The organism is Bradyrhizobium sp. LeoA1Lang, assembly GCF_055413685.1.
Genome location: NZ_JBVAPG010000173.1, coordinates 1 through 15,861 on the forward strand (window position 1 = coordinate 1; position 15,861 = coordinate 15,861).

At 63.6% G+C, this 15,861-nt stretch carries 11 protein-coding genes and 2 pseudogenes; 10 read left to right on the plus strand and 3 right to left on the minus strand.

Annotation, left to right across the window (positions count from 1 at the left end):
• Positions 1-51: 51 nt before the first annotated feature.
• Positions 52-450, minus strand: a complete 399-nt coding sequence (locus ACZYOF_RS36070) for a hypothetical protein (RefSeq protein ID WP_463718733.1) — start codon at positions 448-450, stop codon at positions 52-54.
• Between the two features lie 409 nt (positions 451-859).
• On the opposite strand from ACZYOF_RS36070, the gene ACZYOF_RS36075 reads away from it, so the two are divergent.
• Genes ACZYOF_RS36075 through glk form a run of 4 tightly spaced genes read left to right on the plus strand, consistent with a single transcriptional unit; the run spans position 860 to position 5,873 of the window.
• Positions 860-1,168, plus strand: coding sequence for a CU044_2847 family protein (locus ACZYOF_RS36075; protein ID WP_463718734.1), 309 nt, complete (start codon positions 860-862; stop codon positions 1,166-1,168).
• A 2-nt stretch (positions 1,169-1,170) separates the two neighbouring features.
• The gene (locus ACZYOF_RS36080; RefSeq protein ID WP_463718735.1) at positions 1,171-4,206 is read left to right on the plus strand and encodes a serine protease; all 3,036 of its coding nucleotides are present in this window, start codon (positions 1,171-1,173) and stop codon (positions 4,204-4,206) included.
• 36 nt (positions 4,207-4,242) lie between these two features.
• Positions 4,243-4,842, plus strand: coding sequence for a GAF domain-containing protein (locus ACZYOF_RS36085; RefSeq protein ID WP_463718736.1), 600 nt, complete (start codon positions 4,243-4,245; stop codon positions 4,840-4,842).
• On the plus strand, positions 4,839-5,873 hold the full coding sequence (gene glk, locus ACZYOF_RS36090; RefSeq protein ID WP_463718737.1) for a glucokinase: 1,035 nt from the start codon (positions 4,839-4,841) through the stop codon (positions 5,871-5,873). Before ACZYOF_RS36085 ends, glk begins: the two co-directional genes overlap by 4 nt.
• Positions 5,874-6,301: 428 nt before the next feature.
• On the opposite strand, the gene ACZYOF_RS36095 is transcribed toward glk, so the two are convergent.
• Positions 6,302-7,488, minus strand: a protein-coding gene (locus ACZYOF_RS36095) for an IS3 family transposase (RefSeq protein ID WP_463718738.1) whose coding sequence is annotated in 2 segments (ribosomal slippage) — positions 6,302-7,236 and positions 7,236-7,488 — 1,188 coding nt in all. Because the reading frame shifts where the segments join, the coding sequence is not laid out codon by codon here.
• Positions 7,489-7,630: 142 nt separating this feature from the next.
• On the opposite strand from ACZYOF_RS36095, the pseudogene ACZYOF_RS36100 reads away from it, so the two are divergent.
• The 3 genes and pseudogenes from ACZYOF_RS36100 (at position 7,631) to ACZYOF_RS36110 (ending at position 10,528) form a co-directional block, all read left to right on the plus strand.
• A pseudogene (locus ACZYOF_RS36100) lies at positions 7,631-8,391 on the plus strand (SDR family oxidoreductase).
• A 218-nt stretch (positions 8,392-8,609) separates the two neighbouring features.
• Positions 8,610-9,275, plus strand: a pseudogene (locus ACZYOF_RS36105) (transposase); the annotation flags it as partial.
• Positions 9,276-10,012: 737 nt separating this feature from the next.
• Complete coding sequence (locus ACZYOF_RS36110) at positions 10,013-10,528, plus strand: tyrosine-type recombinase/integrase (RefSeq protein WP_463718739.1); 516 nt, start codon at positions 10,013-10,015, stop codon at positions 10,526-10,528.
• Between the two features lie 2 nt (positions 10,529-10,530).
• Here ACZYOF_RS36110 and ACZYOF_RS36115 read toward each other — a convergent pair whose 3' ends face one another.
• Positions 10,531-10,959, minus strand: coding sequence for a tyrosine-type recombinase/integrase (locus ACZYOF_RS36115; protein WP_463718740.1), 429 nt, complete (start codon positions 10,957-10,959; stop codon positions 10,531-10,533).
• A 423-nt stretch (positions 10,960-11,382) separates the two neighbouring features.
• Between ACZYOF_RS36115 and ACZYOF_RS36120 the strand changes: the two genes are divergently transcribed.
• The 3 genes from ACZYOF_RS36120 to ACZYOF_RS36130 form a co-directional block, all read left to right on the plus strand.
• A complete protein-coding gene (locus tag ACZYOF_RS36120; RefSeq protein WP_130580285.1) occupies positions 11,383-12,402 on the plus strand; it encodes a TRAP transporter substrate-binding protein in 1,020 nt (339 codons plus the stop codon).
• A 45-nt stretch (positions 12,403-12,447) separates the two neighbouring features.
• Positions 12,448-14,346: a TRAP transporter large permease gene (locus ACZYOF_RS36125; protein WP_463718741.1), complete on the plus strand. Its 1,899-nt coding sequence runs from the start codon at positions 12,448-12,450 to the stop codon at positions 14,344-14,346.
• 27 nt (positions 14,347-14,373) lie between these two features.
• Positions 14,374-15,861 (plus strand): acyl-CoA synthetase (locus ACZYOF_RS36130; RefSeq protein WP_463718742.1); only part of this gene is annotated, 1,488 nt, incomplete at its 3' end.

Consider the following 15,861-nt stretch of genomic DNA (forward strand, 5'->3'; position numbering starts at 1 on the left):
GCCATCAGACTCGCTCGAAAGCGAATCCAACCCGCACACATCATCGCATGGTCACTTTGGCGTAGAGCTCACCAGGCCGCCGCCCAGCGCGCGCACTTCAAAACAAAAAGACAACTGTAATGCTAGGCGCAGCTTGTAGTGAAGCGCCTTGTCCGTCGGAACCGTGAAGTAGGGCGTGCTCGGGGTGTTGCCCTCAGTCGTCCCGTCCGGCAGCTGCCACCAGACGCCGACGACGCCGAAGTTGGTGTGGCCGGGTATGCTGTCACCGATGCCGAACTCGCAGCGGACCTCGTTCGTCAGCCCAGCGGCGGACTCGTCGATACCCGTATTCGAGAAAGGGGGGAATCGGCCGGCGGGACCGTCTGGGCGACCTCCACGTCGTCGCCGTTGCTGTTCTTCCGGAAGACCTTGAGTGGTGTTGAAAGGCGTAGCGCTCCAGACAGTGATCAAAGGATGGACTCCGTCTTCGAGGAGAACTGCCGGACGATTTGCGACCGCTATACGACGGAAGCAGCAACCGGAGAGTCGAACGAGCCACGAACTCGCGCGGCAAAACGGGCGGCCGAAGGCCGAAGTGCGCGACGGACCGTGGCCGAGGGGGTGCGCGCAGGCAAGGCCGGTCCAGAAAGCGGATCGCTGTGCCTCCGGAGGCTGATGACATAGACGCGAAAAGATAGGCCTGCGACATGCGGGACCGATGAACCTGTTGTAAGCCATCGCGTACATACTCCTTGAGGGGTTGCAGATTCGAGATAACACTACCCGATCGATATAGGCGCCCTATTTGGTGGCAACTCCAGAAGCTATGCAGACCGCGATCCGGCTAGTGTGTGTTCCCCGAGAATAGGGAGAATCGCAAATGACGGACGTCGTTAGAGTGCCCGTCGAGGGGGGCGGCTTCATCATTGCGGAGGTGGATGGCGGCCGTGGCGTGGAACTGGTGGCGTCGACGGACCCCGCCGACATACCTCTCGCCTGCACCAGCCTGGAGAAGGCGGTGGCTAACCTGCGCCCAGTGGCGCAGGCCGTCCTTGACCAGCTCAAGGAGCTCGCGCCCAACGAGGTTGGGGTCGAACTGGCCTTGAAGTTCTCCGCCGCGGTCGGAGTCGTCCTGGCAAAGTCGAGCGGCGAGGGTGCGTGCAAGGTCACCATCGGCTGGAAGAAGTAGCCGTGTCGTTCGAGTATTGCGTCCGCGTGGTCCGCGGCGGGACCAGTTTCGGGACCGGAATGCTCGTCGACGCGCGGCATGTGTTGACCTGCGCCCATGTGGTGGACGCCGCTCTCGGCCGAAAAAAAGAGGCGCTCGACGAGTTCCCACGCGGCCGGGTCGAGGTAGAGTTCCCTTGGGCGGAGCCAAATGGACCGGAACCCGCCAAGGTGGTCGGGTGGCACGCCGCGGCCAAGTTCGGGAGCGCGGGCGAAAGCCTCTCGGACATTGCCGTGCTGCGGCTGGCGCGCGATCGGCCAGAGAATGCGCTGACGGCGACGCTCGCCATGAAGATGCCCATAGGCGGCAGGCTGTCGGCCGCCGGCTTCCCGGGGTCTGGCCCGCCCCAGATCGCAATGGGTATGGTGGACGGCCAGTTAGGGCGCGAGCGGATACAGATTCAGGGCCAAGGAGGCGTGGAAATCCGGCCGGGGTTCAGCGGGGCGCCGGCGGTGACGGAGCGCGACGGGGTGGTCGGGATGGTATACGCGCGCGAACAGGACAAAGGCATCGCTTGGCTGTTGCCCGCCGAGCGGCTCGACACCGCCTGGAAGCTGGCCCTGAACCCTTACAAGGGGCTGGCAGGGTTCGAGCCGGAGGACGCGGCGTACTTCTTCGGTCGCAGCGAGGAGATCGACCAACTCAAGAACCGCATCGGGCCGATGGCGACAATCGTCGTGGGGCCGACTGGGAGCGGCAAGTCGTCGCTGGTGCTCGCCGGGCTCCTGCCCACGATCAACAAGAAGGGCCAGCCGCCGGCCTGGCTCGTCGCCAGATTCCGCCCTGGCCCACGCCCAGTCGAGAAGCTCGCAGAGGCGCTCGCCGAGCTCGCCGGAGCGCGCTCCGACACGCAGAAGATTCAAGCCTATGCCAGCCGGCTGCGCGATCCTGCGGAGATACTGAGGATCGCCGACGAGCTGCGGGGAGACAGCGACGCCCGCCTGCTACTTCTCGCCGACCAGATGGAGGAAGCGTTCACACTCTGCACCGACGGCGAGATGCGGAAGAGTTTTTTCGAGATCGTCAGGGCGGTGAAGCGGGATGCCGAGAACGACCGGGCATGCTTCCTCGGCACGCTGAGGGCCGAGTCCGTCGGGCACGTGCTCGAGGACAGGGTGCTCGCCGAGACCCTGGTCCCCCGCGACTTCTTCCTGCTCCGGGCGATCTCCGGAGACAAGCTTATGGAAGTCATAAAGACCCCCGCCGAACGGCTGGGCGTGGAGTTGGACCAGCAACTAGCGGTCAGACTCCTGCTCGAGGCCGCGCAGGAAACTAATCCGGTGCCATTGCTCGCGTTCGCGCTGCACCGGATCTGGCAGAAGCTCGATCACCGCAGAATAACGGCGAACGCGCACAGCGCGCTGGGTGGTGCGCTCAAGAACGCTATGACCCTGTATGCCAACAGCATCATCGACCGGATGGACACGGCAGGGCAGGAAACCGCGCGCCGGTTGCTTTGCTCGCTGGTCAGCTTCGAGGGACTCGCTGCCGAGGCGTGGGCCAAGCGCTCCCTCTGTCGGGACGACCTGGCGCCGGATCTGTGGGCGATGGCCGAGCGGCTGTCCGGCATGGGGGCGGATAGGGACGCCAGGCTGGTCGTCATCGGCGCGGACGCGACCGGGCGCCAGATCGTGGACCTCGCCCACGACGGGCTAATCCGCGCGTGGCAAAGACTGAGTGACTGGATCAACGAGGCCCGCGGTTTGGCCGCATCACGCAGCGCGGTCGAGAAGCGCATGAGCGAGTGGAAGGCGAAGCCCGATGACGAGCGGCTGCTGCCATCGGGCTACGAGCTGGAGGACGGCAAAAGGCTGCTGGCACTGAAACCCGGGGACCCGGTCCAGGTCAGGGATGAGGTCAGGCAGTTCATCCAGCGGTCCATCGACATCAGGTCCAAGGAGGCGCGGCTCAGCGAGCTAAAGGATCGCGAAATCGCCCTGACGAGGAGGGAGGCGATCTCCAGCGCCAGCCGGCAGCTTCTTCGCGTCGAGGACGCCGCGCGGGAGCTCTGCGACGCCGTACTCAATGGGCTGGGCTTCAGCTACGCCGCAGTGCAGCTGGTCGACAAGGGCGAGCGCACGATCGGCACGATACATGGCAAGGGCCAAGAGGGCGACTGGTTCGGCATCGCCAGCCATCCGCTCGACATCGAGGGCTACGACCCGTCTCTGTTCGACATCCAGGCACACGTCGCGGCGGGGCCGCCGAGGATCGAGGTTATTGCCGGGTACGACCTGAGGTTCGACCAGTTCATCTTCGAGAAGTTCCGCCACAAGAACCACGTACGTGCATTCGTGCCAATCGTGCTCGCCGGCGACCCGGAGAAGCCACTTGGCTGGAACTGGCGGGAGATCGCGAACGAGGAGCGGGGGCCCGACTACCGGCGCGCATGGAAAGCGGAAGACAGTGCGGGGATGCTGGGAGAGTACGAGATCATTGGGACCGTCGAGGCCGGCTTCACCTCCCGCGAGCACGACATCTCCTACGAGCAGGTGATGAAGCTGGCCGAGCTCGCGCACCTGCACGCGCCCAAATTGTGGGACAGATCGCTCGAGCACGTCTTCCAGGCGGTGGTCGACGCGGCGGAGACGGTGCTAAAACCCGCAGCTGCGTACCTGGGCTTCGCGTTCAACACAAAGCGCAACCGCTTCGAGTACGAGCGTCGCTTCGGCGACCAGCGCGCGCTCGGCAGCTCCGGGTTCGCCGCCCGCGCCTCCCGCAAACCCGGCACCGAGGACTGGCGCCTCCAGCAGTCCGAACTGACGCTGCTGCCGTCCGATCGGGAGGGCGCCGGCGCGGACGACTACAATACGGCGTTCCCGGACGCACGCGCGGCAGGCCTGCACGCCGAAGCGCTGGTGCCGATCAAGGTGTCGGACCCCAACAGGGAAGCCCCGCCGATCGCCAGGGGCATCCTGCACCTCGTGTTCACCGAGGAGATGACGTTCTCGGGGTACGACGAGGAATACCTGAGATCGCTCGCAACACGGGCCGAGTAGGCGATCAGCCTCGCGACCGCGATCGGCAAGGCCCGCATGTTCGCCCGCGGGCTGAGGAACCTGCATCACGTCGCGAGCGCATTGGCGCAGTACCCAGATCAGCAAAAGATCCTGGATGAGATCGCGGGTTATGCGATGAACATGTTCGCCGCGGACCTGGTCACCGTGTTCGAATGCGACCAGGGTGCCTTCTTGGGCACCGGGCTCGCCGGCCGCTTCAAGGACAGGGAACGGGCAAAGCCGAAAACGGTCGGGGAGGGCAGCGCCCCGTTCGACCTAGTCAACGTGTCCGGCAAGAGCCAGTACGACTACAAGGCGCGCGCAAGCGTCGCAGCTGGCGCCAAAGGGGTGCCGAACTTCGTCGCACGGGAAGGCATAATGTCGGTCGCGGGAATCATCCTGCGCACCAGCGCCGAGACGGTAGGTGCCATCTTCCTGAATTACCGCAGGGCGCATTCCTTAAGCGACGAGGAGCGCGACCTGGCGGAGGCGCTGGCCTCGACCGCTGCGATCGCGATAAGGAACAAGCGCATGATCGCAGCGGCCGCAGCGGGAACGCTGCAGACTCGGTCCGCGCTTCCTTCCCGGGCCGCAGCGTGGAGCGCGGAGGGGAACAGCGGGGAAGCAGGCACATGACGGGCGGGGCACGGCCGCCCCGTCTCGTCGGCGATCTGGGCGGGACCAATGCTAGGGCAGCGCTTTCCGTCGACGGCGAGCTCGATCTCGCAAAGGTGATCGAGGCGGAGGCATCCAGCGAAGCGCAGGCACGCGCAGTATTCCAGTACTGCATGCGCGAAGCATCGTCAGGCCTTCCGCTGGATGCGGCCTTCGCCGCAGCCGGTTTGGTCGACGGCGACCGCGTGAGGCTGACCAACGGGGGCTGGTCGTTCTCTGTCGCCGAGACGAAGAACGCGCTGGGCCTGTCGCGCTTGGTCGTGGTCAACGACTTCGTCGGCGTCGCGCTCGGAGTCCCCTACCTGACGGAGGGCGATCGCCGCTCTGTCGGAGGCGGGGTGGCGAAGAGCGGGCCGATCGTCGTTGTCGGCGCCGGGACCGGGCTTGGGGTTGCAAGCCTGATTCCAACCGCGGCGGGTGCCGTCGTGGTTCCTGGTGAGGGCGGGCACGCGACGATGAACTCGACCAACGGTTTTGAGGCGGAGGTGCTCGAATTCCTGCGCGACGACGGGCGGCGCGGCGACGGGGGGCGTTGGGGCGGCCACGTTTCTGCCGAGCGCGTCCTCTCCGGCCCTGGCCTGGTGAACCTTTGCCGGGCGGTCCACGCCCTTGCCAACGCATCTAGCCCCGCACGCGAGCCGCGTGAGGTGACTGCGCTGGCGGAGTGCGGAGACAAGTTCGGCATCAGGACGATGGAGGCGTTCTGCTCGATGCTCGGCACGTTCGCTGGCAACCTCGCACTAACGCTGGGCGCGACGGGCGGCGTCTACTTGGGCGGCGGCATCGTCCCAAGGTTCGCCGATCTCTTCGCGACCTCCGGCTTTCGCAGCAGCTTCGAACGCAAGGGGAGGTTCGAGCCGTACCTGCGGGAAATCCCCACCTTCCTCATCACCCATCGGCACCCCGCTCTGCTGGGGCTGGCAAGGATGACCGGCCTTGCGTCAGGGCGGGTAGCGCAGCAACCGACGCTCGCGACGGGCATCGAGGCGTGAGGTGTGTCGCGCTGACCCCGATCGTGCAATAGATTTGAGGAAGACGGCCGTCCACTGTGGAATCAGAGCTGGTAGTCCGCCGTTTGACGCTGAAGCGCATCCCGCTTGTTTCGAAAACATCAACCGGGTTTATCGGCGCGATGTTGCCCTTTCCGCCGTAGCCGGCATGGCGGTCTCGCGGTCCTCCGGAAGGACGTGATCGAAAAAATTGTGCCGCGCACTGGACGACGGTACTAAACTGACGTCCGGCCAATTTCCACCGTGCACGGCGTAGAGCAGCGGGCATGTCGGTTCTGGTTTGGACATTAGTCTACACTCTCGAAAAACTTGATTTTTCAACGGGCGTTTTCGAGCTCCATTTGAGTCTAATTTAGTTCCATCGGGGTCTACCTTTGAACATCCGTGAAGATTGACCTGCCACGGCGTTTTCATCCAGCGGCGGTTAGAGTCTCGGAGTTTTGTACGCCAAGTGGCGCGGGTGGAGCAACGGATGATCGGCGGAGCTGGTCGGGGTTGCGTAGCCGATCGTCCGTTGCGGTGAGGTTGGCGGCATAGGCCGCGGGGGTTAGGTATTTCAACGATGAGTGAGGTCGCCGGAGATTGTAGTCAGCGATCCAGTTGGCGATCTTGGCGCGGGCGTCGTCGAGATCGAAGAACAGGGTCTCGTTGAGCAGCTCATCGCGCATTCGGCCATTGAAACTCTCGATGAAGCCGTTCTGCATCGGCTTGCCGGGCGCGATGAAGTGCCAGTCGATGACGGCATCCTTGCTCCAGGCGAGCATGGCATTGCAGGTGAATTCGGTGCCATGGTCGGACACGATCATTCCTGGCTTGCCACGTCGTTCGACGATTGTCGTGAGTTCGCGGGCCACCCGCCGCCCCGAGATCGACGTCTCCGGAATGGCGCCCAGGCATTCTTTGGTGACGTCGTCGACAATGTTGAGGATGCGGAAGCGCCGGCCATTGGCGAACTGGTCGTGGACAAAGTCCAGCGACCAGCGCGCGTTGGGCCTGGCCTCCACCAGGATCGGGGCCCGGGTCCCCACAGCCTTGCGCCGAGCCTGTCGCTTGCGGACGGCGAGTCCCTCCTCGCGATAAAGCCGGTAGATCCGGTTGATCCCCGACGGCTCGCCCTCCCGCCGCAGCAGGACGAACAGCCGGCGGTAGCCGAAACGCCGCCGCTCGTTGGCGAGATCTCGCAGCCGGCATCGCAGCTCTGCCTCTGGAGGGCGGCTGGACCGATAGCGGATCATCTTCCGATCCGCGCTCACGATCGAGCAGGCCCGCCGTTCCGACAGGCTCATGACGGCCTGCAGATGCGCGACCGCAGCGCGCTTGGCGGCGGGCCCTACCATTTTTTTGAAAGAAGCTCGCGAAGGGCGGCCGCATCGAGCATCTGCTCGGCCAGAAGCTTCTTTAGCTTCGCGTTCTCCTCTTCCAAGCCCCTCAGCCGCTTGGCCTCGGAGACATCCATACCGCCAAATTTGGCCTTCCAATTGTAGATCGTCGCCTCGGAAATCCCATGCTTGCGAGCAAGGTCAGCCGTCTTCGCCCCAGCCTCATGCTCCTTCAACACTGCGATAATCTGCTCTTCCGAAAACCTTGCTCGCTTCATCTGTCCGTCCTTCTGCGGGCCGGACTCTAACTCCATCTGGAGGAAATACGCAGTGGCAGGTCAGCCAAAGCCGCCGCGCCGTCCGTATTCGACCGGTCACCGTCCTGGATCATCATCCCATCACCACATGGAGGTTCGCTCAATGGATACGATCGCGCAGGCGCCGCTCATTCTGATAACAGGTGGAAGTCGTGGCGTCGGCGCGGCGACCGCGCGGCTTGCTGCCGCACAGGGCTACGATGTCGCGATCAGCTTCGTCTCCAACGAAGCTGCCGCCCTTGCAGTGGCGGCTGATGTGGAAGCCGCGGGGCGCCGGGCGTTGCCGGTGCGCGCGGATAGCGCGGATCCGGAGCAGGTGGCACAGCTCTTCGCGGCGATCGACCGGGAGTTCGGCCGGATCGATGTGCTGGTGAACAACGCTGCGGTCCTTGCGCGGCAGTCCCGGCTGGAGGATCTCGGTTTCGAGCGGATGCAGCGGATCTTCGCCGTCAACGCGATCGGCCCCATCTCTGCGCACAGCAGGCCGCGAAGCGGATGTCCTATCGTCACAACGGGCGGGGCGGCTCCGTGATCAACGTCTCATCGGCGTCGGCCCGGCTCGGCAGTCCGGGTGAATATGTCGACTACGCCGCGTCGAAGGGCGCGCTGGAGACATTCACGACCGGTTTCGCCAAGGAGGTCGCGCGCGACGGAATTCGCGTCAACTGCATTCGCCCCGGACACATCTACACCGAAATGCATGCGAGCGGCGGAGAGCCGGGGCGGGTAGATCGCGTCAAGGACTCGATCCCGATGGGACGAGGCGGGCAGCCTGAAGAGGTGGCGCGCGCGATCCTGTGGTTAGCCGGCGCCGAGGCCTCGTTCATCACCGGCACGTTCCTCGATGTCACTGGCGGCAAGTGAGTAACGGGAATTGGCGCCGGGATCTTTCCTCGACGCACCATCAAGTGGCAAACGATGCGACTTGGAGGTCGCGCCTTTCGAGAAGACTTGCTCGCGCATGCAGCAGATATGAACAATGAATTGCTGCCCTCGGAAAGATCCATGTCAGCTTCTGGCCCAGGCCGTGTGAAAACTGCGCCTCTGCTATTATTCTCCAGTGAATCGGCGGGGGACGAGAGATGGCGGGATTCGTAGAGGGGGTTGATCGCGGACAGAGCACGTTGTTCCCCGCGCTGCTCGACGACTACGTGGCCGAGGACAATCCGGTGCGTGCGGTTGATGTGTTCGTCGACGGGCTCGATCTGGATAAGCTCGGCTTTGTTGGCGTCCAGCCGCTCGACACAGGGCGACCCGGCTACCATCCCGGCATGATGCTCAAGCTCTACATCTATGGCTACCTCAATCGCGTGCCGTCGAGCCGACGCTTGGAGCGGGAATGCCAGCGCAATATCGAGATGATCTGGCTGACCGGGCAGCTGGCGCCGGACTTCAAGACCATCGCGGACTTCCGCAAGGACAATGGCAAGGCCATTCGTGAGGTCTGTCGCGAGTTCGTCGCGCTGTGCCGCAAGCTTGATCTGTTCAGTGCAGCAAGCGTCGCCATTGACGGATCAAAGTTCAAGGCGGTCAATGCGCGGGACAAGAACTTCACCGAGGCGAAGATGAAGCGGCGCCTGGAGCGGATCGACGAGAGCATCGCCCGGTATCTCTCGCAGCTCGAGACCGCCGATCGGCACGGCGACGCGGTGCCAGAGGCGAAGGTTGAGCGGTTGAAGGGCAAGATCGAGAAGCTCAAGGAGGAGATCGTTCGGCTCAGGGTCCAGACCGAGCTCGACCTTGGGCCGGTCATTGGTATCATAGACGAGCTCCGCTGCGTATTTCCCCTCAAGCCAGCCAATCGTCCCGCAATTGAGCTCCGCGAAACAGTCCGTAATCGACCACGCTGCGCCTTCCTCGTCGACGATCTCAATGAGATCGCTCTGTTCTGTGTAGGCCATGATGGGGGCATAGACTTCCGCCCACATGAAGAGCGCCTGCTCCCCTCCCGATTCAAGCTGGATGCGACGGGCCGGCATCTTCGAGCTCAAAAACGTCGATGTTTTGAACCCGCGACGGCCGTTGACAGGATTGCGCCAGCGTTCACCATCCCGTCGCCGGTGAACGAGCACGTGCTCGCTCAAGGAGATAGTTTGCACCTTCTCCTCACCGCCGACGGACGCAATTATGGCCGCCACGGCGGGGTTCAAAGGCTTCGGACACTGGTGAGATAGGTTCGGCATCTGCGTCGGTGGAAGTCACTTGCATTGATTGGACATGGGAGCGCAGGATCTTGCGACTCGAGAATCAACTGAGAATCTGGGCATGTCCTGCGTTTCCATGCTCACGGGGACGGATAGGCAGCCGCGGGAGCCGTTCCAAAGCTCTCCTCGGCCTCAGCCAAAATGCAGTCGGTTTTCGGAGGACTCCGGTTCCGACCGCATTCATCGCGCCGCGGCTGACGGGTCGCAGGGAAGGCGAGGTGGCGTTGGCTCCAAGCCCGGCTAGAGCATCGGATGAGCACAAATCGGAGATCATTTCTCAAATGCAGGCTTTTCCAAGCGCCACGGATTGCGTGCGGCTTGTCGATTCGAAATCGGACGATCCGCGACAGATCAGATTCGATGCTGCGCTTTCGCTGCTCTATGGAACGGGATGCCTCGTCTCCGAGATATCCAATCTCTTTGCTGCTCAAATCGAGCGAGGCTGGACCGAGACCAAAGTGGCCTTCAAGGGAGGGCAGGGACGAACAACACTCGCTCGGACCGTCGCTCTCTCTGGCAAAGCCAAGCAAATCCTCGATCGCTATTTCGATGGTATGTGTTTCGATCAGGGACGACTTCTGTTCGTATCCGAGCGGGGACGTGCGCTCGATAGCGGCTCCTTGAACGCCGAACTCGCGCGCCGGTGTGCCGCACTCGGCTTCGTCGAGCGGCTTACTACAAGCGATCTGCGTCGCGCCTGCGTCCGTCATTGCCTCGAACGTGGCATGCCGCCGGACGAGCTCTGCACCGTACTGGGGCTTCGCGACCCCAACAGTATCGTTGCTTTGGCAAGATGAGGTCACGGCTTGCGCTCCCCAGTACGGAAATACTCGAGGGCGCTACCCGAGGTGAGCCCCATCGCCTCCGCGAGAACGGGAAGGGCGATCCCGCTGTCCACGAAGGCGAAACCCATCGCGTGACGAACCGAGCTCGGCCCGGCGTCCTCGCGAACACCGCTTCTGCGGCAGATATCTCGGAACAACAGCTGGATCGATCGGGCGCCAAGTCGGCTGTCCCTCTTGCTCAGAAACAGAGGCCCTGGGGCATGCCCGCGGAAATCGGTGACGTAGGCGGAGAGAGCCGCAAGAGCTTGAGGCGATATCCTCAGCACACGCGGCTCAAGGTGGGTGCGAACAATGGAAATTGTCCGCTCCTCGAGGTCCAGGTCAGCCAAATCGAGACCGACGATTTCGCCGGTCGTCAACCCGACCTCGGCCTGAAGAACCACGATGTGTCATTCGGCCTGCAAAATTGACCCCGCATTGCCTCACTAAAAATGTTACCGGACAACTTCCATCCAAGTTCGCTTTAAATGACTCGAATCAGCTTTGCGGGCACAACAGGGATCGAGACTATCGCCTATACGAAATTCGCATAAGGTATATTATGGAATATCTTTATATGCAATCAGATCAAAGATTTAGGCGAACTTCCTGATGGAAATGCCGATTTTCTGCGTCAGCGCCAAGCCTCCCGTCACGCGATCTGGAGCGAGCGTTTCGGCCCGTCCGCATGTGAGCATCCAGCCGTCCGCTGCCCTGTCTGAAAGCTCATATTGCCGCGGGCTCCAGACGCTGCAATAAGCGCCGGCGAGATCGCTTGCCGACCCGCGGCACGGAAAACAACAAGCCTCATAAAGGGAGCAAACCAGATGAGCTTTTCACGACGCGCGCTACTGAAGGCATCGGCTGCCTCGGCCGTCCTGGGCGGCCTTGGCGCGCCATTGGTGGCCCGCGCGCAAGCCGCCGAGTTCACCTACAAATACGCCAACAATCTCCCGGACAGCCATCCCATGAACGTCCGCGCCCGCGAGATGGCGGCGGCGATCAAGACCGAGACCAATGGCCGCTTCGACCTGCAGGTTTTCCCCAACAACCAGCTCGGTTCCGATACCGACGTGCTGAGCCAGATCCGTTCCGGCGGCGTCGAGTTTTTCACGCTGTCCGGCCTGATCCTGTCGACGCTGGTGCCGGCGGCATCCATCAACGGCATCGGCTTCGCGTTCCCAGACTATGACACGGTCTGGAAGGCCATGGACGGCGGGCTGGGCGCCTATGTCCGCGGCGAGATCAAGAAGGCCGGCCTCGAGGTGATGGAAAAGATCTGGGACAACGGGTTCCGCCAGACCACGTCCTCGACCAAGCCGATCAACGGGCCGGAGGATTACAAGGGCTTCAAGATCCGCGTGCCGGTCTCGCCATTGTGGACTTCGATGTTCAAGGCGTTCGACGCCGCCCCCGCCTCGATCAATTTCAGCGAGGTCTATTCGGCGCTGCAGACCAAGATCGTCGAGGGCCAGGAGAACCCGCTGGCGATCATCTCGACCGCCAAGCTCTACGAAGTGCAGAAGTATTGCTCGCTGACCAACCACATGTGGGACGGCTTCTGGTTCCTGGCCAACCGCCGCGCCTGGGAGAAGCTGCCGGAGGATGTCCGCACCATCGTCGCCAAGAACGTCAATGCGGCCGCCGTCAACGAGCGCGCCGACGTCGCCAAGCTGAACGCCAGCCTGCAGCAGGAATTGGCCGGCAAGGGTCTCGTCTTCAACCAGCCGGGCATTACGCCGTTCCGCGACAAGCTGCGCACCGCGGGCTTCTATGCTGAATGGAAGGGCAAGTATGGCGACCAGGCCTGGGAGCTCCTGGAGAAATCCGTCGGCAAGCTGTCGTAACCGCACAGCGTGCCAACACAATAATCTCTAGTGCAGGGGGCCGTCATGGCTCATGCCGAACTGAGCGAGATCATGGCCGGCGAGGCGGATCACTCCCCTCGCCGCCGTTCGTTCACGGAATCCGTCGAACAAGCGCTCGGATGGCTGGTCGAGATCCCGGCGGCACTATTGGTCGTGGCCGAGATCGTGATCCTGTTCGCCGGCGTGGTCGCGCGCTATGCGCTGCACAGCCCGCTGATCTGGTCGGACGAACTGGCCTCGATCCTGTTCCTGTGGCTGGCGATGCTGGGCGCTGCGGTCGCGTTCCGCCGCGCCGAGCACATGCGAATGACCGCAATTGTCGCCAATGCACCTCCGGCGCTGCGGTCCTATCTCGATCTCGTCGCGACCGCCGCGGCGCTGGCGTTCCTGCTCTTGATCGCCTGGCCGTCCTACGAATACGCCTACGAGGAAAGCTACATCACGACGCCGGCGCTGCAGATCCTCAATAGCTGGCGGGCGGCGGCGCTGCCGACCGGGATCGGCCTGATGGCGCTGTTCGCACTGCTGCGACTTGCCCGCGCCGCCAATGTGCGGACGGTGCTGGCCGCAATCGCATCCGTGGCGGCGGTGATCGCCGTGTTCTGGCTGCTCAAGGGCGCCTTGCGGCCGCTCGGCAATCTCAATCTCATCATCTTCTTTGTCGGCGTCACCGGTTTTTCGGTCTTTGCCGGCGTGCCGATCGCATTCGCCTTCGGGCTTGCGACCTACGGCTATCTGGCGCTGACCACTGGCACGCCGCTGATGGTGCTGGTCGGCCGCATGGACGAGGGCATGAGCCATCTGATTCTGTTGTCGGTGCCGCTGTTCGTCTTCCTGGGGCTTCTGATCGAGATGACCGGCATGGCGCGGGCGATGGTCGCCTTCCTGGCGAGCCTGCTCGGCCACGTCCGCGGCGGCCTGCATTACGTGCTGGTCGGCGCGATGTACCTGGTGTCAGGGATTTCCGGCTCCAAGGCGGCTGACATGGCTGCCGTCGCGCCGGTGCTGTTTCCGGAAATGAAGGCGCGCGGCGCCCGGCCCGGCGATCTCGTCGCCCTGCTCTCCGCCACCGGCGCCCAGACTGAAACCATCCCGCCGAGCCTCGTGCTGATCACCATCGGCTCGGTCACCGGCGTCTCGATCGCCGCGCTGTTCACCGGCGGCCTGTTGCCGGGCGTGGTGCTGGCGATCACGCTGTCCGCGCTGGTCTGGTGGCGCTACCGCAAGGAGGACTTGCGTCACGTGAAGAGGGCGAGCGGCGCCGAGATTGGGCGGACGCTCATCATCGCCCTGCCCGCGCTGGCGCTGCCTTTCGTGATCCGTTACGCGGTGATCGAGGGCATCGCCACCGCGACGGAAGTCTCCACGATCGGCATCGTCTACGCCTTTATCGTCGGCTTCTTCATCTATGGCCTCTTGATCTACCGCAATTTCGACTGGCGGCGACTCGTGCCAATGCTGGTCGAGACGGCTTGCCTGTCGGGGGCGATCCTCCTGATCATCGGCACGGCGACCGGGATGGCCTGGGGGCTCACCCAGTCCGGCTTCTCCCGGGCGCTCGCCGCGGCCATGACCGGCCTGCCTGGCGGCTCGGCGAGCTTCATCGCGGTGTCGATCCTGGCCTTCGTGATCCTCGGCAGCGTGCTCGAGGGGATACCGGCGATCGTGCTGTTCGGGCCATTGTTGTTCCCGATCGCGCGCGCCGTCGGCGTCCACGAGGTGCACTATGCCATGATCATCATCCTGGCGATGGGCATCGGATTGTTCGCACCGCCCTTCGGCGTCGGCTATTATGCCGCCTGCGCCATCGGGCGCGTCGATCCGGCGCAAGGCATCAGACCGATCTGGGGCTATCTTCTGGCGCTGATGGTTGGCCTGATCATCGTCGCGGTCTTCCCGTGGATTTCCATCGGGTTCTTGTGAGACTTTAATCTTTAATGGGATCGAGCCATGAGCGCAGCCCAGAACCAGTACAATATCGGATTGGACAAGACGCCGGCCAACTACGTGCCGCTGACGCCATTGAGCTTCCTGGCACGTTCGGCCGCCATCTATCCCGACCATGTCAGTACCGTCTATGAAGGCCGCAGCTTCACCTGGGCCGAGACCTATGACCGCTGCCGGCGCTTCGCGTCCTATCTCGCCAGCCGCGGCATCGGGGTCGGCGATACCGTTGCGGCGATGCTGCCGAACATCCCCGCGATGAACGAACTGCACTTCGCGGTGCCGATGACCGGCGCGGTCTTGAATACGTTGAACATCCGGCTCGACGCGCCGTCGATCGCATTCCAGCTCGATCATGGCGGCGCGAGGATCATCCTGGTCGATCCCGAATTTTCGGGCGTCATCGCCGACGCGCTGGCGCAGATGAAAGGGCCAAAACCCGTCGTGATCGACGTCGATGATGCATCGTTCGATGGCGGCCAGCGTATCGGCGAGATCGAATACGAAGCGGCGCTCGCGCTGGGCGACCCCAATTTTGTCGAGCGTCGGCCTGACGACGAATGGGAAGCGATCGCGCTGAGCTACACGTCGGGGACCACGGGCAACCCCAAAGGCGTCGTGACCCATCACCGCGGCGCCTATCTCAACGCCGTCAGCAACATCCTGGCTGGCAATCTCGGCCAGCATCCGGTCTATCTCTGGACGTTGCCGATGTTCCACTGCAACGGCTGGTGCTTCCCCTGGACCATAGCGGCTGCGGCCGGCGTCAACGTCTGCCTGCGCAAGGTCGAGCCCACCAGGATCTTCGAGCTGATCGCAAAGCACGGCGTCACCCACATGTGCGGCGCGCCGATCGTCTACAACGTGCTGATCAATGCGCCGGACGCGCCGAAGGATGAGCGCGCAAGGCCCGTGATCGGATTGATCGCAGGCGCCGCCCCGCCGGTCGCCGTGCTCGAAGGCGCCGAGCGGATCGGCATCAAACTCACCCATGTCTATGGCCTGACCGAGGTCTATGGCCCCGCCTCCGTCTGCGCCGAGCAGCCAGGCTGGGACGAATTGCCGGCCCCGCAGCGCGCGCAGATGAAGCGGCGGCAGGGCGTACCCTACCCGCTTGAAGAGGCCGTCACCGTGCTCGATCCCAGCACGATGCAGCCCGTGCCGCGCGACGCCGAGACCATCGGCGAAGTCATGTTCCGCGGCAACATCGTGATGAAGGGCTATCTGAAGAACGAGAAGGCGACGCGTGAAGCCTTCGCCGGCGGCTGGTTCCACACCGGCGATCTCGGCGTGCTCGATCAGCATGGCTACGTCATCATCAAGGATCGCTCCAAGGACATCATCATCTCCGGCGGCGAGAACGTGTCCTCGGTCGCCGCGGCGCTTGCGGCGACGAGGCCGATCCCGAACGCACGACGCGACATGGCCATCAGGTTGGTCCCTTCTTCTGCCCGGACGGGATATCGGCCCGCGCCGGTCCGATATCCTCGTCGA

What these genes read in the sequence shown, in the direction of transcription:
- ACZYOF_RS36075 (WP_463718734.1), top strand. Translation starts at nt 860, where the DNA reads ATGACGGACGTCGTTAGAGTGCCCGTCGAGGGGGGCGGCTTCATCATT.
- ACZYOF_RS36085 (WP_463718736.1), top strand. Translation starts at nt 4,243, where the DNA reads ATGTTCGCCCGCGGGCTGAGGAACCTGCATCACGTCGCGAGCGCATTG.
- ACZYOF_RS36120 (WP_130580285.1), top strand. Translation starts at nt 11,383, where the DNA reads ATGAGCTTTTCACGACGCGCGCTACTGAAGGCATCGGCTGCCTCGGCC.
- ACZYOF_RS36110 (WP_463718739.1), top strand. Translation starts at nt 10,013, where the DNA reads ATGCAGGCTTTTCCAAGCGCCACGGATTGCGTGCGGCTTGTCGATTCG.
- glk (WP_463718737.1), top strand. Translation starts at nt 4,839, where the DNA reads ATGACGGGCGGGGCACGGCCGCCCCGTCTCGTCGGCGATCTGGGCGGG.
- ACZYOF_RS36125 (WP_463718741.1), top strand. Translation starts at nt 12,448, where the DNA reads ATGGCTCATGCCGAACTGAGCGAGATCATGGCCGGCGAGGCGGATCAC.